The organism is Affinundibacterium nitidum (assembly GCF_014284155.1).
Taxonomy (GTDB): Bacteria; Pseudomonadota; Gammaproteobacteria; order Burkholderiales; family Burkholderiaceae_D; genus Undibacterium; species Undibacterium nitidum.
This window is the reverse complement of record NZ_JACOFZ010000004.1, coordinates 141,079-166,291: the sequence shown is the minus strand read 5'-3', so window position 1 is coordinate 166,291 and position 25,213 is coordinate 141,079. Positions and strand designations below refer to the sequence as shown.

28 protein-coding genes and 1 pseudogene are annotated in these 25,213 nt (G+C 46.5%); 4 read left to right on the top strand and 25 right to left on the bottom strand.

The window, feature by feature from the left end; all coding sequences use genetic code 11:
* Nucleotides 1-199: 199 nt before the first annotated feature.
* On the top strand, nt 200-2,533 hold the full coding sequence (locus H8K36_RS12325; RefSeq protein ID WP_186916779.1) for an ATP-binding protein: 2,334 nt from the start codon (nt 200-202) through the stop codon (nt 2,531-2,533).
* A gap of 20 nt (nt 2,534-2,553) precedes the next feature.
* On the opposite strand, the gene H8K36_RS12320 is transcribed toward H8K36_RS12325, so the two are convergent.
* The 19 genes and pseudogenes from H8K36_RS12320 to H8K36_RS12230 form a co-directional block, all read right to left on the bottom strand.
* Complete coding sequence (locus tag H8K36_RS12320; protein ID WP_186916778.1) at nt 2,554-3,156, bottom strand: nucleotidyltransferase family protein; 603 nt, start codon at nt 3,154-3,156, stop codon at nt 2,554-2,556.
* 119 nt (nt 3,157-3,275) lie between these two features.
* Nucleotides 3,276-4,166: a MipA/OmpV family protein gene (locus H8K36_RS12315; protein WP_186916777.1), complete on the bottom strand. Its 891-nt coding sequence runs from the start codon at nt 4,164-4,166 to the stop codon at nt 3,276-3,278.
* A 140-nt stretch (nt 4,167-4,306) separates the two neighbouring features.
* A complete protein-coding gene (locus tag H8K36_RS12310; protein WP_222611213.1) occupies nt 4,307-4,822 on the bottom strand; it encodes a GNAT family N-acetyltransferase in 516 nt (171 codons plus the stop codon).
* Between the two features lie 25 nt (nt 4,823-4,847).
* The gene (locus tag H8K36_RS12305) at nt 4,848-5,465 is read right to left on the bottom strand and encodes an SMI1/KNR4 family protein (RefSeq protein WP_186916775.1); all 618 of its coding nucleotides are present in this window, start codon (nt 5,463-5,465) and stop codon (nt 4,848-4,850) included.
* 34 nt (nt 5,466-5,499) lie between these two features.
* Nucleotides 5,500-5,973, bottom strand: a complete 474-nt coding sequence (locus H8K36_RS12300) for a DUF4124 domain-containing protein (protein ID WP_186916774.1) — start codon at nt 5,971-5,973, stop codon at nt 5,500-5,502.
* 72 nt (nt 5,974-6,045) lie between these two features.
* Nucleotides 6,046-6,876, bottom strand: coding sequence for a thioesterase family protein (locus tag H8K36_RS12295; protein ID WP_222611212.1), 831 nt, complete (start codon nt 6,874-6,876; stop codon nt 6,046-6,048).
* A gap of 101 nt (nt 6,877-6,977) precedes the next feature.
* On the bottom strand, nt 6,978-7,481 hold the full coding sequence (locus H8K36_RS12290; RefSeq protein WP_186916772.1) for a hypothetical protein: 504 nt from the start codon (nt 7,479-7,481) through the stop codon (nt 6,978-6,980).
* 84 nt (nt 7,482-7,565) lie between these two features.
* A complete protein-coding gene (locus H8K36_RS12285; protein WP_186916771.1) occupies nt 7,566-7,952 on the bottom strand; it encodes a VOC family protein in 387 nt (128 codons plus the stop codon).
* A gap of 148 nt (nt 7,953-8,100) precedes the next feature.
* On the bottom strand, nt 8,101-8,472 hold the full coding sequence (locus H8K36_RS12280) for a hypothetical protein (protein WP_186916770.1): 372 nt from the start codon (nt 8,470-8,472) through the stop codon (nt 8,101-8,103).
* Nucleotides 8,473-8,529: 57 nt separating this feature from the next.
* Nucleotides 8,530-8,859: a GRAM domain-containing protein gene (locus tag H8K36_RS12275; protein ID WP_186916769.1), complete on the bottom strand. Its 330-nt coding sequence runs from the start codon at nt 8,857-8,859 to the stop codon at nt 8,530-8,532.
* Nucleotides 8,860-9,083: 224 nt separating this feature from the next.
* Nucleotides 9,084-10,130 carry a serine hydrolase domain-containing protein gene (locus H8K36_RS12270; protein ID WP_222611211.1) on the bottom strand — a complete coding sequence of 349 codons (1,047 nt, stop codon included), beginning with the start codon at nt 10,128-10,130 and terminating at the stop codon, nt 9,084-9,086.
* 111 nt (nt 10,131-10,241) lie between these two features.
* Nucleotides 10,242-10,520, bottom strand: coding sequence for a hypothetical protein (locus tag H8K36_RS12265; RefSeq protein ID WP_186916767.1), 279 nt, complete (start codon nt 10,518-10,520; stop codon nt 10,242-10,244).
* 110 nt (nt 10,521-10,630) lie between these two features.
* Nucleotides 10,631-10,891 (bottom strand): DUF1040 family protein, encoded by a 261-nt coding sequence (locus tag H8K36_RS12260; RefSeq protein WP_186916766.1) that lies wholly within the window; start codon nt 10,889-10,891, stop codon nt 10,631-10,633.
* A 112-nt stretch (nt 10,892-11,003) separates the two neighbouring features.
* A complete protein-coding gene (locus tag H8K36_RS12255) occupies nt 11,004-11,372 on the bottom strand; it encodes a hypothetical protein (RefSeq protein ID WP_186916765.1) in 369 nt (122 codons plus the stop codon).
* 94 nt (nt 11,373-11,466) lie between these two features.
* On the bottom strand, nt 11,467-11,826 hold the full coding sequence (locus H8K36_RS12250) for a hypothetical protein (protein WP_186916764.1): 360 nt from the start codon (nt 11,824-11,826) through the stop codon (nt 11,467-11,469).
* A gap of 93 nt (nt 11,827-11,919) precedes the next feature.
* The gene (locus H8K36_RS12245) at nt 11,920-12,294 is read right to left on the bottom strand and encodes a DUF6547 family protein (protein ID WP_186916763.1); all 375 of its coding nucleotides are present in this window, start codon (nt 12,292-12,294) and stop codon (nt 11,920-11,922) included.
* 88 nt (nt 12,295-12,382) lie between these two features.
* Nucleotides 12,383-12,985, bottom strand: a complete 603-nt coding sequence (locus tag H8K36_RS12240) for a hypothetical protein (RefSeq protein ID WP_186916762.1) — start codon at nt 12,983-12,985, stop codon at nt 12,383-12,385.
* Nucleotides 12,978-13,532: a hypothetical protein gene (locus tag H8K36_RS12235; RefSeq protein ID WP_186916761.1), complete on the bottom strand. Its 555-nt coding sequence runs from the start codon at nt 13,530-13,532 to the stop codon at nt 12,978-12,980. The genes H8K36_RS12240 and H8K36_RS12235 overlap by 8 nt, the downstream gene beginning before the upstream one ends.
* A gap of 157 nt (nt 13,533-13,689) precedes the next feature.
* Nucleotides 13,690-14,223, bottom strand: a pseudogene (locus tag H8K36_RS12230) (transposase); the annotation flags it as partial.
* 311 nt (nt 14,224-14,534) lie between these two features.
* Here H8K36_RS12230 and groES point away from each other — a divergent pair.
* Together groES and groL are read left to right on the top strand one after the other, a co-directional pair.
* Nucleotides 14,535-14,825 (top strand): co-chaperone GroES, encoded by a 291-nt coding sequence (gene groES, locus H8K36_RS12225; RefSeq protein ID WP_186916759.1) that lies wholly within the window; start codon nt 14,535-14,537, stop codon nt 14,823-14,825.
* 209 nt (nt 14,826-15,034) lie between these two features.
* Nucleotides 15,035-16,684: a chaperonin GroEL gene (gene groL / locus H8K36_RS12220; RefSeq protein ID WP_186916758.1), complete on the top strand. Its 1,650-nt coding sequence runs from the start codon at nt 15,035-15,037 to the stop codon at nt 16,682-16,684.
* A gap of 171 nt (nt 16,685-16,855) precedes the next feature.
* Here groL and H8K36_RS12215 read toward each other — a convergent pair whose 3' ends face one another.
* A complete protein-coding gene (locus H8K36_RS12215; protein ID WP_186916757.1) occupies nt 16,856-17,356 on the bottom strand; it encodes a hypothetical protein in 501 nt (166 codons plus the stop codon).
* 585 nt (nt 17,357-17,941) lie between these two features.
* On the opposite strand from H8K36_RS12215, the gene H8K36_RS12210 reads away from it, so the two are divergent.
* On the top strand, nt 17,942-19,930 hold the full coding sequence (locus H8K36_RS12210) for an OPT family oligopeptide transporter (protein WP_186916756.1): 1,989 nt from the start codon (nt 17,942-17,944) through the stop codon (nt 19,928-19,930).
* 19 nt (nt 19,931-19,949) lie between these two features.
* Here the strand turns inward: H8K36_RS12210 and H8K36_RS12205 are convergent, their stop codons facing one another.
* The 5 genes from H8K36_RS12205 to H8K36_RS12185 form a co-directional block, all read right to left on the bottom strand.
* Complete coding sequence (locus H8K36_RS12205; protein ID WP_186916755.1) at nt 19,950-20,627, bottom strand: tRNA-uridine aminocarboxypropyltransferase; 678 nt, start codon at nt 20,625-20,627, stop codon at nt 19,950-19,952.
* Nucleotides 20,628-20,644: 17 nt separating this feature from the next.
* Nucleotides 20,645-21,565, bottom strand: coding sequence for a TIGR01777 family oxidoreductase (locus tag H8K36_RS12200; protein ID WP_186916754.1), 921 nt, complete (start codon nt 21,563-21,565; stop codon nt 20,645-20,647).
* 43 nt (nt 21,566-21,608) lie between these two features.
* The gene (locus H8K36_RS12195; RefSeq protein WP_186916753.1) at nt 21,609-23,681 is read right to left on the bottom strand and encodes a hypothetical protein; all 2,073 of its coding nucleotides are present in this window, start codon (nt 23,679-23,681) and stop codon (nt 21,609-21,611) included.
* A gap of 137 nt (nt 23,682-23,818) precedes the next feature.
* On the bottom strand, nt 23,819-24,502 hold the full coding sequence (locus tag H8K36_RS12190) for a LysE family transporter (RefSeq protein ID WP_186916752.1): 684 nt from the start codon (nt 24,500-24,502) through the stop codon (nt 23,819-23,821).
* 41 nt (nt 24,503-24,543) lie between these two features.
* Entirely contained in the window at nt 24,544-25,167 is a 624-nt protein-coding gene (locus H8K36_RS12185) for a glutathione S-transferase family protein (protein WP_186916751.1), read from the bottom strand.
* Nucleotides 25,168-25,213 lie beyond the last annotated feature (46 nt).

The window sequence follows — 25,213 nt, the reverse complement described above, 5'->3', positions numbered from 1 at the left end:
ACGAACATCAATTCGACTTTCATCGCGTTTTTTTATTAGCTTTACTGCCACAAACACATCGTTATGCAACAGTTTAAAAGCATCAGATAGTCTCTAAGCGCACAGTTGTTCCAGAATGTGGTTGAATCATATTACACATCTTCGTTCGCACTATTTCATGCATAAAATGCGCCATAAAGCAGATAATGAAAGTGCAGTCATGCGCCGCCTTATCACGCCATGGCTGCCGTTGCTATTGTTAGTCGGTGTTGTGATCGCCACAGAATTGCTCTTATTCGAGGAGGTACAGCGACAAAAGAGTCTGACTAAACAAAACCTCATTAGCCATGCAGGCGAAATCCGAGCACTGCTTGAATCGGAGCTCAATTCAAGCATTCATCTCGCAACTGGGATGGTGTCTTATATTCAAGCGAAGAATGGCCACTATGAAAAGGACGAAATTCAAGTTTGGATGCACAACTTGCAGAAGTCCGAAACCAATATCCGAAACATAGCGATCGCACCAGGAAACCGCATTCATTTAGTCGCACCGCTACAAGGTAACGAATCTGTTATTGGTTTGTATTACCCTGATAACCCTGCGCAATGGCCCGCTGTTCAAAAAATTATCCAGAGTAAAACGGCTGCTTTGGCAGGTCCCTTTGAATTAAAGCAAGGTGGACTAGGCTTAGCCTATCGAGTGCCGGTCTTTATTAACAACAACGAATATTGGGGATTGGTGAGCACCGTCCTCGATGTCAAATCTGTCTTTTCGAAAGTCACGAAACGAGCATCTGAGCTAAAGATGAATATCGGGCTACAAGATCTTGAAGCAAGCACGTCTGATGCAAATTTGAGCTCGAGTAAAATAATTTGGTCGTCAGGTAAAACTGAATTTGACGACAGCGTAGCGCTCAATATCGACGTTCCAGGACGCAATCTGAAGCTATTATCCCAATACTCAGAATACGAAACCTCAGCTTGGCTCACTTGGGGTATTCGCTTGATTGGTTGGACGATAGGCGCTCTACTTTCTTTTCTTTTGGCGCGCATCATTCGCTCATACCGCCTACAATCAATCGCTGCAATTGCCCTCAATGAAAGTCGCGAGCAATTCATGCGAGCATTCACTACAGCACCACAAGGCATGGCCCTACTTTCGATCAAAGGAAGATGGCTCAATATCAACCCTACTCTGCTTGCGATTCTTGGATATACCGAAGAAGAAATGCATGACATCAGTAGTGATAGCTTAGCACCCGAATTACATGTCGAGCATCTACTCAAACACTGGAGACATCAGGACAACAATAGCCTACAGTACGAAATTGCCTTACAAAGAAAAGATGAAAGCTATGTCACCTGCCTAATTAGCATCGCACTGATTGAAGGACGAAAGCTAGAACAAGGATATTGGATTTTCCAAGTCATCGATATGAGCGCAAGGATAGCAGCAGAAACCAAACTGCAAGACAGTGCAGAATATACGCAGGCGATTCTGGACAATGTTGCCGATGGTATTGTCAGCACCAACTTACAAGGTGAGATCAAGTCAATCAACCCTGCGGCACTAGCGATCTGGAAAATACCGGAGTTCAATTTTATTCCATACAATTTCTTTAGCCGCCTTTATCGCGATGACAATCTCAAAGTGCGTGAGCAACTCGAACACTTCCTTGAAGGCTGTGAAATGCTCAGACCCGGTCAAATTCCGACCCTCAATATTGAAAGCAATATTACAGACGCGATCGGCAATCAGGTAGATATCGAGATCAGTGTCACAGCAACAGAACGCAAAGACCACGTCGAACTCATCTTTGTGGTTCGCGATATCAGTGCCCGCAAACAGCTAGAGCTAATGCAAAGCGAATTTGTTTCGATTGTCAGTCATGAACTGCGGACCCCACTCACTTCCATCATCGGCTCTTTGCGTTTGATGGAAGGTGGTGTTTTCGGAAAACTGCCCGATGCTTTAGATAAGATGATCCGCATTGCCTTACAAAACGGGCAGCAATTAGCATTGATCATCAATGACATCTTAGACATGGATAAACTGGCGGCTGGCAAAATGGAATTTACGATTCAGGAGCATCACATCCGCGAGTTACTAGCGCAAGCCATGGAGACCAATCAGAGCTATGCAAAACAATATCAAGTCAAATTCGTTCTAGAGAGTGAACATGATTACCGAATTCGTTGTGACGGCCAACGCTTCCAACAAATTATGTCAAACCTTTTGTCGAACGCAGCCAAATACTCAAAACCAGATAGCCATATCGATATACGCCTGACACCCCATGAAAACACACTAGAAATTGCCGTTTGTGATTATGGTGAAGGCATCCCAATTCAATTTCAGGACAAGATATTTAAGAAGTTTTCCCAAGTGGATGGTAGTAGCACCCGCAAGAAAGGCGGCACTGGTTTGGGACTCTCTATCTGCAAAGAAATGGTTCAGAGAATGGAGGGCGAAATTGGATTTAGCTCAGAAGAAGGCGTCGGCTCTACCTTCTACTTCCGCCTCCCTTTAATCAAAGAATCGAGTGTCGCCTAACTTAGGCAGCGTTGATGGTTTCAAGCTTGAGTGATTTTTAAGCGGGGCCAGATTTGGTCAAACCGCTTACTCACAATACGTTGGCGATAGGCATCAACACTGGCGCAGCGTAGGTTAAAGCGTACGTGCATATCAAACAGATCTGCTAAGCCTAGTGGCGAAATAATCGTCACATTTCCCGCATGGTCCAAACTGACCGCGACACAAGTTGCTGTCTCTGGCCATGAAGCAATGCCATCCTCCAAACTTGTAAATGGTGGCATCGCGAGACCATTCTGCTTCGACAGCCACCAATGCACGGTCGCTTGATTCACGACATCCCATTGAAATTCTGGACAGGACTTCTGCAAGTACTGTTTAACACTCAGTTCATCGCAGAGTTGTGAGCTTGTTGCATCATAATAAATGAAATCCCAGTCTGACACGGGAGTCGGCAATGTAAAACCGTGTAAGTGGTCCCAAACCAAAGAACGAATCGCCCCAGCGCCAATCGCCCAGGATTCTAGCCCTAATTGACTCGCTGCACGCAGTGCAAGCATCAAGGGTGCATTCCTCAAAATGAGAGAGACTAATTGCTCCCGCAATCGAGTCTCATCGTCAGCGACGCATTGCTCGACCGGCATGTGCGTATTAACTCGAATTTCAGTGCCCACAAAACCTACAGCTATAAATTGAAAGGTAGGAGGAAGGCAGCGTCGAGCTAAGGATATGACTGAGTTATCCTGACGCTGCCTCTCAGATGCTATTCACCGGCTCTGCGCTCTGATTGTTTCCAAGTGTAAGTCACACCCAGTAACAAGGAAGGTGCAGTTTTACGGCGAACCAAGGAACTTTTCTCATTTGCCGCACCAACCACGCTATCAACTCTAAAGTTGGCATATAAGCGCCAATCTTTGTCGATGGGCTTCATCACTGATGTAAATAGTGTCCAAACCAAGAGGCCAGACTTAGCGTCATAAGCAGATCGATCTGGAAGTACTTGATCCGCTCTTACACGATAAAAAGTATCTGCTAATGGCTTACTACCCCACACTGCAGACACGCCTGCTGTATAACGCCATCCACCGCTCGCGCGGCGATCAAACTGTAGTTCCGGCTCCACTGCATAACCGCGGCGTTGCAAACCATCATTCAACTCAAACACAGCGCGCCACGGCAGTTCAAAACGCCAACGCCCATTTTGCTCCGGATCAGTTAAATACCAATTCAAACGCGGACCAAACTCGATCATATGACCGAGTTTATCCATACCACGTCGTGCAGTCACCTTATCGGAACTTGAACCTAGCGCACCGGCAAATCCAATATCAAATTCAAAACGAGGCGTCTTAACCGCTCTATAGCCCGTGTTACCACGTTCCAATCGCAAATGTTCACCACGATACAAAAAGAATGGCACTACGAGCGCACGGCTAATATACGTATCCGAACCAGGATAAGCGGGCCGACTCACCGCAAATCCTGAACCACCGATCTCCCACAAAGGAGGACCTTCGGTAGACAAGGTAGGCTTGCTAGCGTCCGCAGCAGAAGTCATTTCTTGTGCTTTGGCATTCGCTGCGAGCAAAGAGGACAAAGCAAGCAATGCCATTAGGCTCTGCAAGCGCGTAGTTTTCAATGAAGTTGTAAACATAAGCATCTCCAAGGCAATCTAATGAAAAATCAAAGTATAAGGACCAGCAGAATGACTCGACCACAGAATGCTTGGCAGTGTAGCTTAGCTAATTATTTTTTGTTTTAAAGCAGCATAAAGAAGAGAATGCAAAAAAGCCATCATTCCCATACCATCGTTTGTCGATAAAACTTTGTATCGACAGACATGATCGGAAATGTTGAAGGGAGAATGCGTCGATCGATCTCTGTAAAACCGTGCTTTTCATAGAAGCGATGTGCGGCTAAAAACTGCACAGTCGTACCGAGAAAAACTTCACGCGTTTGCTTAGAAGCCGCCCAGTTCAGGCATGTTCTTAACAAAGTAGCGGCGACACCAAGATGTTGCCCTCGACACTCTGAGGCAACAAACATCTTACGTAAGGCAGCTTGTGCGTTTCCAATATCTAGTAATGCGATGGTTCCAACCACGTGGTCATTAACCAGTGCAATCCAAAAATTCCCGTTTGCCCGCTGATAGAAATCAGGGATATTCAATAAGTCAGCCTGCCCCTCCAAAGTCACGGGAAGGCCAAATTCCTCTCTTTGAATAGACAAAATGAGGCGACAAACTTCGTCGGCATATGCCACTGAAAACGATTGAATCTGAAGTTGTTCCGGCGTGAAGTTCGTCGTCATTTTCAACATAAACTGGGGCGTCAAGTTAGGCAGCGGTGGTAGCGAAATTGCCGCGATTATCACGTAGTTCGAGGATCCACCACTGATGCTGCGAACCTTCCTCGATAAACCGCATATGCGACGCCAAGCTCACCAACAATGCATTGTCCGGCTTGAGCATATACTCGACATAGGCAATGATATCCTCTGCTTCATCGACAAACTCATAGCCATCATGATCAAAGACAAACACGCGCCCTTCACTCTCGCCTCGAGTGGGCATCAATAGGTAGTTTCCAGTGCGCGGCTCTTCTCCAATGACCAAACAGGTGTCAACCCAATCTGGCAGATAGTCTTCTTTCTCTTCTTCGCTAAAATGATCTATCCAACCTCGAAACTCGGCGTCTAGCTCTGCCCAATTTTCAGGTGATGCCAAGTGTTTTCCCTCATCACCACTCAGCTCATCAACAAAAAATGTAATGCTGCCAAAGGTCGCATAGAAATCATGGAGACGCCCTATATCGGGCAAAGTTGTTTCACTCAAAATGGTAGAGATATGATGCGAAAATTGCACTTCCTTGCGTTGTTCGGGATGGCGAATGCCTTCACATAAAAAGACTCCTTGATGAGAGCTCACCTGCAACAACAAATCGTCAAGTTTCATCAGATGTTCTCCAGCCTTAGTTTCTATTTGGGGACTACTCTTTTACACCGCGCAGTTCTAAACCTACTGGGCGACAGATGCCAGCCTTACCATTGCGCTTCACGGCAGCTTTTTTCTCGATCTGGGCAAGTAATGCAGGATCATTTTCGATACGAGCAACCATTTTTGCATTTCGCACACGCCATTGCTCATACGGGACAGACATTTCATCTGCAAACATCTTGATTACCCCTGCGCACGCCTGATAGGTCGAGATAAATTCGATAGTTCGCTCAACCTCGGGACTATTCGCCGGCCCCGATGAAGTCGCTGCGGAAGAAGCTGCGCTAGGCGTTTTCAATTTAAGATCTAAGGTATTTTGCTTCGCTTGCTGCGGACACGGCGTTGCTTGATAGGTCGTTTGTCCGTTTTGCACACACTTATACATGGATTGGGCTACGGCAGAATCTGAAAAACAAACCGAGATGAAAATGCTAACAACTAAGTGCTTCAGTACAGATAAATTCATGCGTACTCCCTATTGAAATGAATTGCTGTGATTCGATGAGCGTCGCCCCCTTGGCCCCGAAAGCTTCCCATATCAAGCAAATACCGTAGCAGTCTGCCGACTAATTGCCACCAATCGCCCTGTTTGGTCCCAGCAATGCGATGAAATATGCGCGTAACCATTCTGTGCACTTTCTGTGACGGCACGATACTGCCACCAAGGGTTAGCTTCTGTCGATAACTGAGCGTCATCGATCGCGGGAAATTCCAAGGTCCAAGTCAAACTAGAAGAGGGAGTTGGTTGCGCCAGCATTTGCAAAACAGCTGGCGGCCAGGCATCGATCAACGCCACCAAATCGAGGTAACGAGCCGTTGGTGTCTTCACACCAGCTGAAGGCTTCCAGCGCATCCATCCTTCGATATGAGAAGTCGCGGCGCCACTAAAGGGGAGTTCGCCATTGATAAATCTAAAATCAATCAGCTTTGTAAACTCTGGGGCGATACCTTCCAAATTCGGAATCACGCGCCCAGCTTCAGGGGAATCGATCTGCGGCGCAGCCGCCGATGCCACAACCACCCGAGACTGCCTCGCCGCCCCAAAACTTGCCAAGGCACTGACGCAAACCTGCCCGTTCTGCTTCATGGTGCACAGCATTTGTGTCACTGATTTGCCACTGCGAAGCACTTCACTGCTGATACTCACCTGCCCCACTTCCACTGGTGCCACGAAGGAGATGGTTAAAGCGCGCAACACCAAAGAAACCTGACTGCCCGGCTCGCTTTTGCGCGCTAAAGCACCCTGCAAATGAGCGACAACTAAAGCCCCAAGCAAACCACCAAAAGTCGCCCGCCCTTGGCCCCATCCGGCGGCAATATCAACAAGCTCAGCGCGTGTCGCTTGATCTACCATGCTCTCATAATTCACAAACAAATCTCCAGTCCACATCAAACAAATTCGGTTTTTCGTAATTAACTACCTCTACGCTCGCTCTAAGCGAAGATTCGCATTCCTGTTACCTCGGCTTATTAGAACTTAGGCTTAGCATTGGCATCGACGAGCTCACATTTACCGGAGAAATCTGTCAGTCCATTATGGATAGAAATGGAACCCGTTGTCCTATCGATACGCAAGTCTGGCTGAGAAAACCCATTGATATGAACCTTCCCTGTAATTTCACGCTCATTCATAAAGAGATCATCAACGTTGAACCAACCGTCCTTCATGCTGTTAATCAAGGGCACCATATCGGGCGGTAGGCTAATACGAAGGCTATTACCAGCTATTTCAACGTGGCTAATTCCAGAGAAGGGGCGACGCACCATGGTTTGCGCCGCCATACGTTCATAGCTCTTTGTCTTTGGGTTATAGCGATTTTCAAACGCAGTTTGGGTCGCTGAAATCGAACCTGATCCTGCACACTCAAGATTGATCGAAGTGCTATTCACCTGTGCCTGCGCATTTGACTGCATAGACAAGAAAGAAGTAAAAACTGTACAGATAAACAAGGAAGCCTTTAATCTACAGTGCATGAATTTCTCCTAAAAAATATGAACAGCTATACGACTCCATAAAGCACTAAAGAGTATCAACGCTAATACCACCCAAAGCGTTATCTATTGGCCCGCAGGTGGTTCCCACAATTCGACTTTATTGCCTTCAGGGTCAATCACCCAAGCAAATTTACCGTATTCAGATTCATCGATCTTTTCCAATACCTGGCAGCCCTCTTCTTTCAACACCTTGACCAAGGCATGGAGATCAGCGACGCGATAGTTAATCATGAATGGAGACGTGCTTGGTGCGAAATGATCGCTGGTATTTGCCCCAATCGACCAAATCGTCGTACCACCAACGGGCGTACCACTATCGTCGGTCCAACTAAATGCTGCGCCGCCCCACTCTTGCACGTCAATGCCTAAATGCGTTTTATACCAAGCGCACAATGCCTTAGGATCTTTAGCGTGAAAGAAAATGCCGCCTATACCTGTTACACGTTTCATCGTTGACTCCTAGATCGATCTACAATAATTGCACCCGAGTCGCTAGGCTAACATAGGCCAGAAAAATACCCAACTAGGCCAGATACGCGCACCGCACATTCGCGGAGTAAATGATGCTGGATCGACAAACCGAACTCCAGCAAATTGACTACCTTGGCATTGGCGACGGCAAAAACACGCCGCGCTCCCATTTTGATTGCCATGGGCTCACAACAAATACCTCATGTTCAACGATGAAAGAACGCACTTCGGCAGAGGTGAGCACACTCGCACGCATAGGCGCTTTAAGCGGCCCGCGATCGAAAAAGGTGACGGGGCAAAAATAAGTGAACATATCATCGCGATACTCAAGCCAATAGACCACGTATTCTGTATCGCACACCTTGCATCGCGCCCAATAAGCCCCTTCATGTGGCTCATAAAATATCGCCTGCGTCGTTTCCAAGCTTGGTTTCTCAATCGACGCTGTGCGTTGAGCGCAGAAGTGACAAGGTGTAGATTGCACAGGCGGCAGGCTCATATTGATTTCAGAAGAACAAGCAATGATTCAGAAAATAGACTATGCAACTTCGACAATTCACTGCACTCTCTGCGCATCGATTGCGGCAGCCCAAGCGTGACGCCCAAACAAGACAAAACGATATTCTTCACCTTGTTTGTTGTAGACCGCTAACGAGTTGGGGAGCAAAGGAATTAGCCCCAAAAACTTCGTCCAACATGGTCGCAGCGACTGAACGTTCGACAACGCAATCTCGCTGGTTCCACCTTGAATATTGATACTGTGCGCTTCAAAGATTAAGCGTTGATTCGTCAAATACAATTTACCGCCGACAGTTTCAATATTCTTCTGAAGATTAGCAGCGCCTTGTTTGATGATTTTTTCGTCGGGGTTAAGTGGTGTTTTCATTGGGAAGAGTAGATTAAGCGTACGTGAATGATGTCGAATTGGTTTGGTTATGTTGATTTCGATGCTTACACTTTTTTGGCAAACGCCGAGTTCAGCGGCAAATTTTAAGTTGTGATTTTGTGGAAAGTTTTTACGCAGCAAAACCATAAAACCGCGACTCAAAAAATTCCCCTAGTAGCTCAGCGACTGTTGCTGCAACGACTTGTTGAGCATTATTCAAATTACTATTGCTTGTGAAGTATTCTCACTATACGGTTATAGATAATTTCGGAAATCATCCACGAGCTTCCTCCACTTGTATTGACGAATTGAATAACAACCGTATCAATATCTTTGTGGTATCGCGCAATACTAGAATAGCCTCCTAATAAGCCAGTATGTTCGTACACATAAATTGAAGAGTAAATCGCTTGTTCATTGGCGTTTAATAATGAGCCATCATTCAGGGCGCGCAAGAAAATTCCGACATCTTGTGCTGTTGCAAGCATTGAGCCACCCGGACTTACATAATTTTGTGTTTTCAAATCCCCGTCATATCCGATGTAATAGCCACTGACAAGCTCTTTCATATCTACTTCGTTAAGTAGACTAAACGTGTGTGTTAACTTCAGCGGCTCAAGAATTTCCTTTTTTATATAGGCGTGATGACTGTACCCCAAAGTCTTATCTAAAATAGTGCCGATCAACAGATAATTTGTATTAGAGTAGCCGTAGCTTTTGTCTGGTTTAAAATCAGCAGGCTTATCCAGTGCGAACTTGAGAAGTTCATTCGGTTCTGTTGGCAAATTCGCCCAAGGAAATTTTGGGTCATCAATGAAATTAGGAATTCCACTTCGATGCTGTAGCAGCATTCGCAAAGTAATCTTATCTGCATTTTCAACTCGACCAATAAGCTCGGGCAAGTAGTCCGCGAGGGTTTTATCCAGAGAGAGTTTTTTTCTCTCGACTAATTTCGCAGCGGCCGCAGCAATATACAACTTGCTGATACTGGCAATTTTAAATAGCGAATGTGGGTCTGCAGGAATTTTATCTTCTCTATTTTTCCATCCAGACGAATATAACTCAGGTGCTTTTCCCTTTTTTTCTACATAGACGATGATGCCATCCAATTTGTAATTGATGGCATCACTGACTTGCTCTTGTACCGAGTTCGGTAACGGCTTTAAGTAAGCAGAGCCTGCTAGCCAAGGCACGAAAACAATGAGGCAGACAATGGAAATAATCGGCAGAATAATTTTTATAATTAGCTGTGTAATTTTTCTATTTTTCAAACGCATCCTCCGTTCACATGCGTAGTCATACGCTGAGGTATCGCGGTCGCCAACACCAAAAAATGAATAAAGATAGAAACCATAACTGTCGATTCCCAGACGACCGTCTTGTTAAAGCTCATTTTCGTCCTTCGCTAACAACCTCCGAATAAACCGCGAAAACCATAAAATGGCGGCGCAAATTAAGACTATTCCAACGATACCGAATAGAAGAATTTCTCGGAGCCAGAAGAGGATGAAAGGACCAATCTCAAATGTCTGGCCACTTGGTCCAACAAAATTCCAAGACCAATACAATAGCGCACCAAAAGCCGCAAAGGCAATTGCCAATATTAAGAAATTTCCCACACCGATGCGGCCACTATTGTCCGAAGTTTCTTTTTCATTCAATGATTCCTCCATGGTTTGTGACTGAGCGTTAACGCCGAGCTGACGAGATCACCATGACGGTCACAAATTTAAGTGTAATAGTCATGGGCGATTCTCCTTCGATTGACCTGTTAAGCATTACGTTCTCTTTGTTCAAATAGATAGTTCTCAAGGAAAATTTTAAACTCTTTATCCTCGATATTAAACAAATCAAATCCTATTCTTGAGTAGGTTTTATCCACGCGTTCTTCTACTTTTCCAACATCCATATTTTTCTGAGAAACGCTCGATTGCAATGTGTAGAGTAGCTGCATGTACCTCATATCTGGGTTCTCATTCCAAATCTCTTTAATGAGATCGGAAATTTCATCGATTCGCTCTAGTGGTCTCATTTGATTTGATCCTTAACGCTGAATTGAGGTGAGCCACACAACGCCGCTCATACGAAAACAAAACAATATCACGACTTCATCCTCGAACGTAATGTCAAGTTCGGCCATCGCCTCACTCTCCTAGTATGTAACGAATAACATTGCCATCTGAATGCAAAATAACTGTAACGTGACCGCCGGGGGAAGTTAAAGGACGGCCATTTGAGTAGCCGCGGATAAATATAGCAAATACTTCAAAGCCCTCGTTCGTCCGCTTAACTCTGTAACGTGCATCGACCGACTTTTGTGTGTTCTTCTCAAGGTAGGCTTGCACGCGCAAAACAATACGTCGCTCCTCAGCGGAAAAGTGTGGATCTTCAGGCCTCAGCATGTCGTCAAAAGACTCGGATGTAGCATTTGACGGGAGAGGCGTGTTGGTAGATGCTTGTTCTGTACATCCGAGCAACGCTATAAAACTCAACACAGCGAGAAGAGTACGCATAGAACTTAACGTTGAATTGTACGGCGCACGCGCCATTTGGAAAAATGTGACTGAAGATCTCGCCGTGCGTCCGGCACGAATGTAATGTTAGCAGTCATTCGGCATTGTTCTCTTGGTTTGCGCTAAACGAAATCCATTTCCCATCTTCCAATCGCTCGAACGTGCTCCAATCAGGATGCCCTTCTTCACGTCCTTTTACTCGAACGGGCATCAACCAATCATGCTGGCATCCGGGCAATGGATCTGACACATCTTTCCAATCGACACCGTTGATACCGTACTCATCTTTGCAAAATTTTTCGGCGTCTTCAATCGACTCAAACCAATAATCCCCTGTTGCTGAACCGTCTTCATCAGTCGCACATGGAAATACATAAACACCGTCAGCACCCGAGTACAAGATACAACGGACGCACCCTAAAATTGGATTCCTGAGCGAAGCAATTTTACGCATACTTTTGACTGCTAACGTTGAATTGTGAGGCGAGCACGCCAAAATGTAAAATTTAGAAAAGCACTCATCCGCGCGTCCTGAACCAATGCCATGTTATGCCGGTTTTTCATTTTCATCGTCGTCGGGCCATTGCCATTGAACCGTCGCTACCCGTCCGATGAAATCGTGGTATGGGCTGCCTTCGTAGCCTTCAAGAAACGGTTCAATCTCGAATTCCTCTAGTGCCTTCAACGTCTCAAACACACCGCTCTCAAATGCTTGAGCGAGCATGCCTGCTATCACTTCTCTTTGCTCGTCATTGAGTATGCCCAACAACTGATTTATTTGAAATTGGTCTTCGAGAAAGTCGGCTCTTGCGTTTTCATTCCAAACTCCATTTCGAACGCGAGTTGACCCAATTGCGCCCTGCCCGTTGCGGCATACGTCAACCATCTGATCAATAAAATCCTTGTATTGCTGCGCCTTCATCGTCACTCATTCCCTAGCATAACGCTGATTTGAAAGGCGCGCGCGCCAATCAACAATTTTTAAGAAAACACATATTCGCGCGTCATTTTCAAAAGTCATGTTTTGGATGATTTTCATGTAATTTCTCTCGGGTGAGTCTTCCCTTCACTAAAATTAGCGGAGAGTCTCCCTCTGGCTCGCCCTGTTTAATTTCGTGTACTGTTTCCCAGAATAGGGCGTTTCCATTTACTGTAGCTGTTCCCATGACAATTGCTCCATTACGTCCACTCGTGACAACAAGCACTGCCGTTTTTTCAACGATCACGCCTTTAACAGTTCTGTCACCACCTTCATTTAGGCGTCCACAGCCTGCTGTTGATAAAACGTGATTTCCAGTAATTTTATTTCCTGTCTGTACAAGTGAGAATGTGGCCAACCCACATTCGACGCCACGCTTTTGTTCTTCTTTTGAACGAAGATCAATAGACCACGTACCATTAAATTTTCCTTCCCCCGCGAAAGTTGGCAGTGAAATTGCGATGCAAATCAAGGTGAGCAAGGTTGCGATGGTCGGGCGTATTAATGATCCATAACGTTCAGCTATCCGGAACTGCGCACGATGCACACAAACCGTAGAGCGAATGATTGATAAAGTGCTGAACGGTGAAACTACCAAATGCGCAGTTTCCGATTTGAGCGTAATGTTAAACATGGAGTTCATTAATGGTGTACACAGCGATAATTCTATAAGGGCCAGGCTCTGCATTTTCAAATGCACTGTTCTCTATAGCACTCTTCGCTTCTTCAAATGTATCAAAAAGACAGTGACGATTTGTTGGAATCGTTTTAGCAATGGAATTACAAGAAAGTGGGGAGCATTCAGGTGATGTGCCGGAGCAAAAATTCACGACATCAAACCCTTCCAACCTATTATTTTTCGGTGGCTGAATATTGGTTACAAATGAGGCTTCTGGAAAAAATTGTTCCCACAAATTCGTCTCATCATTATATTGGACTTCGTACGCCTCATAATAAAAAAGGCAAAGCGCACTAAGATCAATCGAATGCTCATTCGCTAGTTCCTTCATGATTGAAGGCGAATCAAACAACCAAAAACCGTTATGTCGCCAATAGTTGGTGTAATCGGCGAAGTCCTCAGACACGCAGCCACTAAGGGCGTAAATGTCATCAACTGTTTCCACATCAAGCCAGTCTGGACGTTTAGCGACGTTCTTGTAAAGGTAGCCGATAGGAAGCATGAATGTTTAACGTTTTAGTTGTGCGAAACCGCGTAGCGGTGTCCGCTACCAATGCTTTGTTGCACGGCGCGTCTACAGCTGGTTGTAAATTAGTTATGGAGATTTTAAGAGTTATCAGAAAAGGAAGCAATCTGATTTATCTTTAAAATCAGAAGGATTATGGAAACGAAGTCGAGAATATTGAGGTAGACACGCAGCCGTCGCGCTGCACATGACGATCTTCATGTAGGCGCGGTCGTGGTGGATCATGATGCGGAGCGATGTTACGGACATGGCCGATAGTCGCACCACACAAAGTACAAACATGCGCAGTGGGTTGGGTGACGTGTTTCGCGTAATGCGTTTGCCAAGTCAATGGTTCAATCTTGGTGATGGGCGCTTGACGGAACACGGTGCGTACCAAATTCAATCGTGCTGTTTTACGCGGCGCGTACAAACCGAAACTGCGCACCGTGTGTTTGCCTGGTTCGGGTACGAGTTGCAACACCAGTTTCAGAAAACGTTCCGGCGTGTGAGCCGGGCAAACCGAGCGATACGAAGTAGCGCTATCACCATGCGGTGTGTAAGTAAAATTGACATGCTGATGCGTGAGCCGAATCTGACCATCATGTAGCAGCCGACCGCGAGCATAACATGTCAAATAATGCACCAAGCCTTGACCAAGATGTTAGCGGGTTTCAATGCAGACATTGCAGGAGTGTACCCATCCACCATCAAAAACAAGCCTCAAATCATCGCTAACTCCCTGATTTTTAAAATAAAACTGCTTTTTTCCACTTTCTTCCTTGAAAAAGCCCTACCCCGCCCATATAATTAGCACTCAGCGAGAGAGAGTGCTAACAATGTTTTTTAAACACTTCTGCATTTATCTCTAGCAACAAATTTGGATGTGCTGGCGCTTATGTTAGCGGTGCTTCTTGGAAACAAGTAGCAAGGCATCACAAGCATCTCACGTCGCTTTACTTTGGTATTTTTACTTTTGTAATTTTTTTAGGAGTTAGTATGAATCTTCGTCCCCTGCACGATCGCATTATCGTTAAACGTTTGGATCAAGAAACAAAAACAGCATCCGGTATCGTTTTGCCTGACGCAGCAGCAGAGAAACCAGATCAAGGTGAAGTACTGGCTGTAGGTAACGGCAAAGTATTGGAAAACGGTTCTGTGCGCGCTTTGGAAGTTAAAGTGGGCGACCGCGTGTTGTTCGGCAAATATTCTGGCCAAGCTGTCAAAGTTGACGGCAATGAAGTATTGGTGATGCGTGAAGAAGATATTTTCGCAATCGTCCAAAAGTAAGGAATGATTAAGCTACTGCGCGGCTGAATTTTGAATCTGTGATGCTCATCGTACCTTCGTACGATTGCGCTTCTCGATCCAAACTTCAGGCGCTCGCTACGCTTACTCATACCTTACTCAAAACAAATTTTTTTGTAATCGAACGCTCTCTGTTTTGAAGACGTTCAAAAACAAATTCAGAATTTCATCCTTATTCGGAGAATATAAACATGGCAGCTAAACAAGTAGTATTTGGCGATGACGCACGTGCAAAAATCGTTAACGGTGTTAACGTTTTGGCGAATGCAGTTAAAGTAACCTTGGGCCCTAAAGGTCGTAACGTTGTATTGGAACGCTCTTACGGCGCGCCTACAGTGACTAAAGACGGTGTGTCTGTTGCTAAAGAAATCGAACTCAAAGACAAGCTCGAAAACATGGGCGCGCAGTTGGTGAAAGAAGTTGCTTCACGCACTTCTGACAACGCTGGTGACGGTACAACGACAGCAACAGTGTTGGCACAAGCTATCGTTCGCGAAGGCTTCAAATATGTAGCAGCGGGTTTCAACCCAACAGATTTGAAACGCGGTATCGACAAGGCTGTAACAGCATTGGTCGCTGAGATCAAAACGTTGTCTCGCCCAACAGCAACAAACAAAGAAATCGCTCAAGTTGGTTCTATCTCTGCAAACTCCGACCAAAACATCGGTGACATCATTGCTAAGGCGATGGACAAAGTGGGCAAAGAAGGCGTGATCACTGTTGAAGATGGCAAATCTTTGGACAACGAATTGGATATCGTAGAAGGTATGCAATTTGACCGTGGTTACTTGTCTCCATACTTCATCAACAATCCAGAAAAACAATCTGTGATTTTGGACAACCCATTCATCTTGTTGTTCGACAAGAAGATCTCCAACATCCGTGATTTGCTCCCAGTATTGGAACAAGTCGCAAAATCTGGCCGTCCATTGTTGATCATCGCTGAAGACGTTGATGGCGAAGCGTTGGCAACTTTGGTTGTCAACAACATCCGTGGCATCTTGAAAACAGCTGCTGTTAAAGCACCTGGTTTCGGTGATCGTCGTAAAGCAATGTTGGAAGATATCGCGATTTTGACAGGCGGTAACGTGATCGCTGAAGAAGTTGGTTTGACTTTGGAGAAAGCAACTTTGCAAGATTTGGGTCAAGCAAAACGCGTAGAAATCGGCAAAGAAAACACCACAGTGATCGACGGCGCAGGTCAAGCAATCAACATCGAAGCACGTGTAAAACAAATCCGTGCTCAGATCGAAGAAGCGACATCTGATTACGATCGTGAAAAATTGCAAGAACGCGTAGCGAAATTGGCTGGCGGTGTTGCTGTGATCAAAGTGGGTGCGGCAACTGAAGTTGAAATGAAAGAGAAAAAAGCACGCGTAGAAGACGCATTGCACGCAACTCGTGCAGCTGTTGAAGAAGGCGTGGTTCCTGGCGGTGGTGTTGCTCTGTTGCGCGCACGCTCTGCTGCTGGCGTCATCAAAGGCGACAATGCTGACCAAGACGCAGGTATCAAGTTGGTGTTGAAAGCGATCGAAGCGCCATTGCGTGAAATCGTTGCTAACGCCGGTGGCGAAGCAAGTGTGGTGATCAATGCAGTGGTTGGTGGTTCTGGTAACTACGGCTTCAATGCAGCGAACGACACTTACGGCGACATGATCGAAATGGGTATTCTCGATCCAGCTAAAGTAACACGCTCTGCATTGCAAAACGCAGCCTCTGTTGCTGGTTTGATTTTGACAACGGATGCTTTGGTTGCCGAATTACCAGAAGACAAACCAGCTGGCGGCGGTATGGGTGGTCACGATATGGGTGGTATGGGCGGCATGGGCGGTATGATGTAATTGCCTTGGTAGATCGAGTTTTTATAAACCGATCTACCAGCCTGCTGAACAGCTCAGCAATCGTTCAAAGAAAAGCCTCGCAATTTTATTTGCGAGGCTTTTTTATTTGCGCCAAATGTCTTGAGCTTTCAAAGTGTGTGCATGGTACTTATCGATGACGCGATTGATCGCCTACTTCCCTCGCAGTCCCGAACTGATTTCAGTCAAATCATTGCCATCAACAGCATCATTTTGATGTAGCCGCACACAAAATCGGGCTTTAAAAATATTCTTGGGCTGGCCAATTTCTGAACGTGCTGCTACCTCCACCCAACGTCCGGGCTCACGGATAATTTTTCCGTTGGCCATTCTCGCTTGGTAGATACATTCCAAGGTGCCCGCCGCTTGTGCAAATAACTCACTCTTCGTCAATTTGGGGCTATTGGATCGCACGTCGCTCGCAGCTTGTTGTGCGGGCGTTAGCGGCACTTGTGCATCGTTTCCTAGTTGTTTAGGCACACGCACACCGTAGCGGTGCTGTGCACTATCGACGCGAGAAATATCAGTCGGAACGGCGAATGGGTCGACCAGTTCTACATTCCTATTTGACGAAACCTGGCTACTATCCGCAGTACTTGTTTGCTGACCCAATTGCGTACCCTCTTGCTTCTGCGTGGTCGATTGTAAATCCAACGGTAGGACAGATCTTCCTTCACGCCGCAGCGCTTGCGAATGCCGCTGTTGGTTTGATGATGGGCGTGACTCATCCGACTGATTTGTTCGCACGGAAACCCATTGCATCAAAGGTCTGAAATCGCGCTGAGTATGCGTGAACGAACTAGATGACCCAGTCACCATTAGCGCATAGATCAAGCACAGATGCAGAAACAGTATCCACGTTCCGTGAAAGGCTTGTTGTCTAATGCGTTGGCTTCGAATTGAAAAAGATGATGAATTGAGCAAGGGGCTGGCGAGCATATAAACGTTATCAGAGTGGTTCGAGCTAAAGACCCCTCCTTGGCTCACGGCGCATTGTATTACATCACAGCCAGCCGACCACACATAAATAAACATCAATTCAACTTAGCTATAGTTTCTCACTTTATTTCCAGTTATGATGTTGTCTCTTTCTTAGAACTGAAACCAACACCCGCACGCAATTCGTTTTACATGTAAAGGTTTTTCTTGACACTTGATTTGCACCACAAGGATACTGCTTAAGACGCAGTCATGGCGGCAAACACAACAACAATCATAAGATTCAAACTAGGGGAAACTGTGGCGATTCAGCAATTGACAGATGAGCAGGTCAAGACTTGGACACGACAGCAAAAAGATCAGTGGTGGCATGATCACGTTTATCGCAAAGACATGGCGCAACTCACTTTGCGCTCAGCGGTCACCGGATTTCTTCTCGGCGGTATACTCTCTTCTACCGCTATGTATATCGGCGCTAAAACGGGCATTTCGATCGGCGTCAATCTCATCTCAGTCATACTCGCTTTTGCTTTATTCAAAAGCTTAGAGAACGCTGGTATTTGCAAGCATTTCACCATCCTCGAAAATAATTGCTCACAATCGATCGCTACTTCCGCTGGCTACATGACCATGCCCTTGGTCGCCGCTCTGCCCGCCTATATGATGATCGCTGATACGATTCCAGCTTGGTGGCAGATGCTAATCTGGATACAAATTATCGCCATCCTCGGTGTGCTATTAGCCTTTCCATTTAAACGTCGTTTCATCAATGAAGAGCAACTTCCTTTTCCGGAAGGGAATGCTTGTGGCGTTGTCCTTGATAGTCTGTATTCAGGCAATGCCGCGAGTGGCATGCTGAAAGCCAAGCTCTTAATCAAAGTCGCTGCAGCGTCTGCTTTCCTACAGCTCTTGATGAGTGATGGTTGGATGAAGTTAATTCAGTTCAAAATTTTGATGATGGATAAGTGGGCTGACCTAGCCGAACCTTGGTACTTGAAGGAGCGCCTCGATACTTATTATTATCTGGCCGCAGTGAAATACGAATTATGGATCCCGAAAATCCTTGGTATCGACTTTCGTACTTTAGGTTTACGCCTTACGCTCGATCTTGCATTGACTGGTGTCGGCGCCATGATGGGCATACGCATTGCTACGAGTTGCTTAATCGGTGCGCTATTTAATTTTGCAGTGCTTGGCCCCTTGATGATACAAGCGGGTGAGATCGCGCCGCGGGTTGGTCTTGACGGCAAACTGATCCCACTTTCCCGTATCGAAATTTTGAATCAATGGTCACTCTGGTGGTGCATCGTGATGATGGTGGTCGCCTCGATTATCAGCGTGTTTGCCAAGCCTGAGATCTTTAGACGTCTGTTGAATTTCTTCAAGGCCAAACAAGAACCCGTCGCCAAACACGACGTACTGAAAGACATCGAAGTACCCCTATGGATTTCGTATATTGGCGTACCCATTTTCAGTTTGCTGGGTGTGTGGACCACCCACGCCTTCTTTGGCGTGCCTTTACTATTGGCATTTCTCTCACTGGGTTTGGTCTATTTGTTGACCATGATCTGCATTAATTCAATCGCCCTCACCTCCTGGATTCCGACGAGTGGTTTAGCCAAAATTACGCAATTTTCCATCGGTAGCCTTGATCGCAGCAACCCTGCGAGCAACTTAATTCCCGCAGGGATGTCTGCTGAAGTAGCGTCCAGCGCTGCGGTTTTGTTATCGGATATCAAACCTGGCTATATGCTGGGAGCGCGACCACGTCATCAAGCTATTGGTCACATGATAGGAATTTTTTCTGGCACGCTCGCTTGCGTACCTGTTTTCTTCTTATTGTTTTTGCCGGCTGACAGCAATGGCGTGCGCCACACGGCCAATATTGTCAGCGATCAGTTTGCATTTCCCGCTGCCATGCAATGGAAAGGCGTAGCGGAATTAATTGCTCATGGTTTTAATAACTTATCGCATAGTGCGATTATCTCCATCGTCGTTGCGGCGATTGTGGCTATCGTGTTTGAAGTCGCAACGATTGTCAGCAAAGGTAAGTTTCCCTTGTCTGCAATCTCCATTGGCTTGGGTGTCGTGCTGCCACCAGAATCTGTTTTGGCAATGTGGATAGGTGCCTTCTTTTTCTGGACCATGGAAAGCAAGCATAGGAACAAACCCAAAGAAAGCCCTGAATATCAAACTTGGGTAGAAGGTACACAATCCATCGCTGCGGGCTTGCTCGCAGGATCAGCACTGATCGGCATCGGCAATGCTTTCATTAATGTCTTGATGTAGAAACGCAGGTGTCCTATATCTAGGAACGATGAAGACGCTGCACACCGAAATCAATCTGCAGCTGATTAAAGGCATCGAAGGCTTGTAACAAAGTTTGAAACTTCTGCTCCTCATTTTCGAGACGCATCAACGCATAGGTACAAGCTTCAAGACTAGATAACTGGTCGACTTGATGTGCTTGTCGAATGACATAACGCGAAGCCGGCATCTCGCTCAAAGCATAACGTGGTAAGGTTTCGAGCAAGGGGTTATCGCGCAGCATTTGCCGGCTTTGACGCCAACTCGCATCGATCACCACTATGCGAATTTTTTCCAAAGCGAGCGAGCCGGACTCAAGCGTACACTTAGCACCGCAAGATGGTTCAAGACTGCTGTTTTTCCCCTCTGGATAGAGTAAGTAGCTTTGTCTACCATCAGCCGACAGCCACTCTCTCAACTGCGATTGGGCAAACTGCTCACCAATTTCGATTCGACTCTGCCGCAAACAAAGGCGCAACAAACGCCCACTACTTTTGATATGTTTTGCTTCTTGTGGATGCTGCAAAATCAAGACGTCAACAGTATTGTCTGCGCTTTGTACGCAATGACAAATGCATGCTTTTTGCGCGCGCAAGCATTGCTGACACATCAATCGTTTGGATTCATTGCCTTGCACTTCGTTTGAAGTCAACCTTGCTGTTAACTCTTGTTGGCTCATCTAAATTTCAACGACATTCATTGCAAAATGTCTGCCAATGCCTGCGCTAATTCTGGAAATTGAAAATGAAAGTCATCTGCTTGCAGTGCTTTAGGTACTACATGCTGTCCACGCAAAATCAAGTCAGCACGCTCTCCCAATATCGCTCGTAGCACCCACGCTGGCGTTGTGAACAATGCCGGGCGATGTAGAGTTTTAGCTAAGGTCTGAGAAAAAAAAGCATTGCTCACCGCATTCGGCGCGACCAAATTGTATGGACCTCGACAAGAAGTGTCATCCAACAAACGCAAAACGGCGTTTAAATAATCAGCATGATGAATCCAGCTCATGGCCTGATTGCCGTCGCCTAACTTACCACCGATACCAAGCTGGAATGGCAATAGCATTTTCTTCAAAACGCCACCGCGTGGATCGAGTACCAAGCCCGTTCTTAACAATACGATTCGAGGCGTCATTTGATCTGCATGCAGACGGCGCACTTCTGCATCATAGCGCTGCGCCGCTATTTCCCAATCGCGGCACAATATCGCTGAAAAGTCTGTGCCTGCAGTTTTACTTTCATCGAGTTCGCCAGCAGCATCGTCACCGTAGAAACCAATCGCTGAGCCACTCAGAAATGCCATTGGCGGATTTGGCACCGAAGCCATTTTGGCGACTAGCAGTTGGGTAAAGCCGACACGGCTAGCTATAATTTCTTGCTTGCGTGCTGAAGTCCATGCCGCGTCGACAATCGGTGCACCTGCCAAATTAATCACAGCATCGAAGTCTTGCGTGGTCCATTCCTTGAGCGAGCCCAATGCCTGCACTTGAGAGCCGCACAGCACAGGCACTTGCTGCGGACGACGGCTCAACACACTAACGTCATCTCCACGCGCAATTAAGGCTTTGCAGAGGCGTTGGCCGATAAGACCCGTTCCACCTGTGATCAACACATGCATATCCACTCCTTATGATGTTGCCTTCGACTTGGTTCTCACTACATTAGAATTGAGGCAGATCGTCCAAGATGCGAAGCCTATCGCCAAACACCCAAAAATGTTTAAGCTCAATGACATCATACTTCGCCGCGAGCGCGGGTGGAAAGGCAGAATACGGGGCATTGGTGATTGCAATATTGCGAGCACGCTCATCCATCGCGCGGTTGCCACTCGTGCGCAGCACAGATACTTCTTCCACGCTACCATCACTTCGAATGATGATATTCAAAATGACCGTATATTCGGCACTACTTAAAGAACGCTTTTCATAAATCAAATTACCATTGCGCTCTGCCTTAGATTTGAAGCTATCAACATACATCCGCAATGGAACCTCTTTATCATATGCCCCGAGAAAACTGCGTCGACGCGCTCTTTGATTGTCGTCGACACCTTTTGTCAACGGCATTCTAGGTTTTAGCAAATCACCACCACGCGCTTGATCGCGCAATCTCGAAGTTAGGTCCCCACCACTTAAGTTTTGAACCGGATTATTTGTTCCGTTGCCGTTATTACCGGTGCCAGTTCCATTCGCATTCGATGCGTTACCAGAGGTATTGCTGCCGGTGCCGTTTGCCTGCGCGTTCTGTGATGCCAAACGATCTGCATTGGCTTTTGCTACAGCCGCTTCGGCTGCCGCTCTCTCACTTGCTGCTCTTTCTGCGGCTCGACGCTCGGCGAGCCTCTGTTCCGCTTGCCGCTGCTCGGCCAACTTCTGTTCCAAAGCACGTTGTTCCGCAAGGCGCTGCTCTTGTGCTCGCTGCTCTGCCAACTTCTGTTCCGCTAGGCGTTGTTCAACGAGTTTCTGCTCGATTGCCTTTTGCTCCTGAAGTTTCTGCTCAGCGACCTTTTGCTCTAACAGTTTTTGTTCAAGTTGCCTCTGCTCTTGCGCCTTTTTCTCCACCAACGCGAGTGCTTGCTGCTTCTCTAGGCGTTCTTGCTCGGCCAACTGCTGCTGACGCAATTGTGCCGCTGCTTGTCGTTGTTGTTCTTGTTCCAGCGCTAACTGACGTTGACGTTGCTGCTCGGCCTGACGACGTTGCTCTTCTTTCTTAGCTGTTTCCTGCGCCAACAACTCTTGACGCTTTGCTTCTTTTAAGGCTTCTTCAATTGCCTGCTCTTGTTCACGTTTCGCGAGTTCTTGTGCAGCTCTTTGTTTGGCGATTTTTTTCTGATCATCCTGCTCACGAACGGGTTCAATCGGCATAATATCCGCTGTTTTTTGCACACGTTCTTCAACTAATTTCGCGAGCTTTTTCTGCTGTTCGTCGCTGGTCTTCGCCAGCACTTGTTGAGCCTGCAATTCCTCTTGACGCTTTTGTTCGGCCAGTTGTTTTTGCTTTTCCTCAAGCTGCTTCTTCAGTTGCAACTCATCTTGCAATTTTTTCGCAGCTAATTCTGCTCGTTTTTGTTCTTCGATGAGCTGAGTCTCAGCGTTCTTATCGATCACCGCTTCAGCAGGAATCGCCTCGGCTTGACGTTTTGTTTCTCGTTTATCTTCACGATGACGTTCGCTCTCCTCCTCTGTCGTTAAAGGCACGACAAACTCATCATTGCGACTTTGATCTTGAGCGATGATACGCACAGGGGCTTCTGGAGGCGGTAAGACTTTCTTGACCACGGTCGGCGCACTTGGCTGTGATTGCACTTTCACTACGCGCGCTTGCTTCGTGCTTGGTTTATTCTTCTCCTTTACCGTTTGCACTGGCACCGGGGTCGGCAAAACAACCAATCCGCCATTACTCTTAGAAACTGGCGTTGGTAAAATGGGATCAGGTAATTTGAATAATTCTGTCACCGTTACTGCAGGTGCAGGAGGTGCTGGTTTGTTTGCCGGAGCAGGATTCGAAATTTGAATTTGCAAAGCCTCTACCGCGTTGCGTCTCTCCTTCCAGGGCATCTCTAGACTAGGCAAATCAAGGCCAGGGATGCCAAATTGAAGGGACAAAATGAGCGCGTGTAGCAATAATGAAACGGCTATACCACCAATTAATCGCCGATTTGCTTTGTCGCGTTGTTCCCCCGGCTCGAATTCTTCCGGTAGCTGATGCTGAGATGATAGGGAGTCAAAGTGCATGCAAAGCTGTTTTCATTAAGGATTCATTGCAAACATTATCCCAGATTTTTGCTGCTTCTCTGCAAGTCATTGTCGTTTAGTCGTTCTGTATCGACAAGATTTGTGCAGATGTCGCATTGAGGTGTTTCGTCAAACCACTAAACAACAATACTGGCTTCACGCTTAACAAAAAACAAACTAGCACCCACCATCATTAAAACCGTCCCAAATACCCTATTTTGAATACGTTCAGCCTTGGGGTGACGCATCCATACTTGCAAAGACGATGCTAAAAAAGCATATCCATGCATTACAGTTGTATCAACTAGCACCATGGTGATTGCAAGAATACCTAACTGAGGCACGATGGCGAATTGCGGATTAATAAAATTGGGCAACACAGCAACCATGAAAACGATCCCCTTAGGATTGCTGGCATTCGTCAAAAAGCCAGTCAAAATCTGTCTAGAAGCATGCGGCGTTAGCACGACTTGTGGCGCACTTGGAGAAGCCGTTTGAACATCTGCTTGCCCTTCTACCTGACCGCTGCCAAGTTTGCTTTTTGCGATGAATTGCTGAGCCCCCAAATAAATAAGGTAAGTTGCCCCAAGTATCTTTACGATAGAAAACGCAGACTCAGAGGCTAACAATAGCGATCCAACACCTGCGCCAGCAATGATCAGTACTAATAACAAGCCCAATTGTAGACCGAAGATAGTGACACTCGCCCGTTTCACACCATAGGCGAGGCCATGCGACATAGAAAGGATAGCTCCTGAGCCAGGCGAAACCGCAATCAAACAAGCCGCACAGAAAAATGAAAACCAAGTCGCAAAACTCATACTTTGAATCTCTATCTCAAAAAATGTAAAACTACGTGTTCTTATGCAATACCATTGGCGCCGTAACGCACATAGCCGGGACGTTGCATCAGTAAATCAAAATAACGATCCAAGGCCGGAGTTTGAGGGCGATCAATCGGTGTGCTACGCCAGCGATTCAATGCGAGTCCTAACACGATGTCAGCTAACGTAAATTGGCTTCCATTCACATACGCTTCGGTGCATGCCAATTGTCTCTCTAGGATCAACATAAACTGATTCCAACTCTGGGCGCTTTGCGCACACAGTTGAGGATCTTGATGCGAAGGGCTTTGCCGCACTTTTGATAAGAAAGCATAACGCCATGCGTTGTTGACGTCGCCTAACTGCCAATCCATCCACTTTTCGACCTGCGCACGTGGCATTGGTTCCACCGGCAAGAGATCCTGACGCTGATATTTCATCGCCAAGTAGCGACAAATGCTATTGGACTCCCACAAGCTTTGCCCTTGATCTATCAAGACCGGCACCATCGCATTAGGGTTATGGTGCAAAAAATCAGGCGTGTTAACATCGCCATTGGTTCCTGATCCATATTCAATATGTTCAAAATCAGCACCGACCTCAACGCAAGTCCAGAGCACTTTGCGAACATTGATTGAACTCGATTTTCCGAGAATTTTCACGGCACGGCCCCTTCATCATCAGCGAAAACAAGTGTCGCACTTTACA

What these genes read in the sequence shown, in the direction of transcription:
- H8K36_RS12320 (WP_186916778.1), bottom strand. Translation starts at nt 3,156, where the DNA reads ATGCCGGTCGAGCAATGCGTCGCTGACGATGAGACTCGATTGCGGGAG.
- H8K36_RS12285 (WP_186916771.1), bottom strand. Translation starts at nt 7,952, where the DNA reads ATGAAACGTGTAACAGGTATAGGCGGCATTTTCTTTCACGCTAAAGAT.
- H8K36_RS12190 (WP_186916752.1), bottom strand. Translation starts at nt 24,502, where the DNA reads ATGAGTTTTGCGACTTGGTTTTCATTTTTCTGTGCGGCTTGTTTGATT.
- H8K36_RS12235 (WP_186916761.1), bottom strand. Translation starts at nt 13,532, where the DNA reads ATGCTTCCTATCGGCTACCTTTACAAGAACGTCGCTAAACGTCCAGAC.
- H8K36_RS12310 (WP_222611213.1), bottom strand. Translation starts at nt 4,822, where the DNA reads ATGACGACGAACTTCACGCCGGAACAACTTCAGATTCAATCGTTTTCA.
- H8K36_RS12250 (WP_186916764.1), bottom strand. Translation starts at nt 11,826, where the DNA reads ATGCGTAAAATTGCTTCGCTCAGGAATCCAATTTTAGGGTGCGTCCGT.
- groES (WP_186916759.1), top strand. Translation starts at nt 14,535, where the DNA reads ATGAATCTTCGTCCCCTGCACGATCGCATTATCGTTAAACGTTTGGAT.
- H8K36_RS12300 (WP_186916774.1), bottom strand. Translation starts at nt 5,973, where the DNA reads ATGAATTTATCTGTACTGAAGCACTTAGTTGTTAGCATTTTCATCTCG.
- H8K36_RS12200 (WP_186916754.1), bottom strand. Translation starts at nt 21,565, where the DNA reads ATGCATGTGTTGATCACAGGTGGAACGGGTCTTATCGGCCAACGCCTC.
- H8K36_RS12260 (WP_186916766.1), bottom strand. Translation starts at nt 10,891, where the DNA reads ATGAGACCACTAGAGCGAATCGATGAAATTTCCGATCTCATTAAAGAG.
- H8K36_RS12245 (WP_186916763.1), bottom strand. Translation starts at nt 12,294, where the DNA reads ATGAAGGCGCAGCAATACAAGGATTTTATTGATCAGATGGTTGACGTA.
- H8K36_RS12205 (WP_186916755.1), bottom strand. Translation starts at nt 20,627, where the DNA reads ATGAGCCAACAAGAGTTAACAGCAAGGTTGACTTCAAACGAAGTGCAA.
- H8K36_RS12255 (WP_186916765.1), bottom strand. Translation starts at nt 11,372, where the DNA reads ATGCGTACTCTTCTCGCTGTGTTGAGTTTTATAGCGTTGCTCGGATGT.
- H8K36_RS12280 (WP_186916770.1), bottom strand. Translation starts at nt 8,472, where the DNA reads ATGAGCCTGCCGCCTGTGCAATCTACACCTTGTCACTTCTGCGCTCAA.
- H8K36_RS12315 (WP_186916777.1), bottom strand. Translation starts at nt 4,166, where the DNA reads ATGTTTACAACTTCATTGAAAACTACGCGCTTGCAGAGCCTAATGGCA.
- groL (WP_186916758.1), top strand. Translation starts at nt 15,035, where the DNA reads ATGGCAGCTAAACAAGTAGTATTTGGCGATGACGCACGTGCAAAAATC.
- H8K36_RS12275 (WP_186916769.1), bottom strand. Translation starts at nt 8,859, where the DNA reads ATGAAAACACCACTTAACCCCGACGAAAAAATCATCAAACAAGGCGCT.
- H8K36_RS12290 (WP_186916772.1), bottom strand. Translation starts at nt 7,481, where the DNA reads ATGCACTGTAGATTAAAGGCTTCCTTGTTTATCTGTACAGTTTTTACT.
- H8K36_RS12305 (WP_186916775.1), bottom strand. Translation starts at nt 5,465, where the DNA reads ATGAAACTTGACGATTTGTTGTTGCAGGTGAGCTCTCATCAAGGAGTC.
- H8K36_RS12240 (WP_186916762.1), bottom strand. Translation starts at nt 12,985, where the DNA reads ATGTTTAACATTACGCTCAAATCGGAAACTGCGCATTTGGTAGTTTCA.
- H8K36_RS12325 (WP_186916779.1), top strand. Translation starts at nt 200, where the DNA reads ATGCGCCGCCTTATCACGCCATGGCTGCCGTTGCTATTGTTAGTCGGT.
- H8K36_RS12195 (WP_186916753.1), bottom strand. Translation starts at nt 23,681, where the DNA reads ATGCACTTTGACTCCCTATCATCTCAGCATCAGCTACCGGAAGAATTC.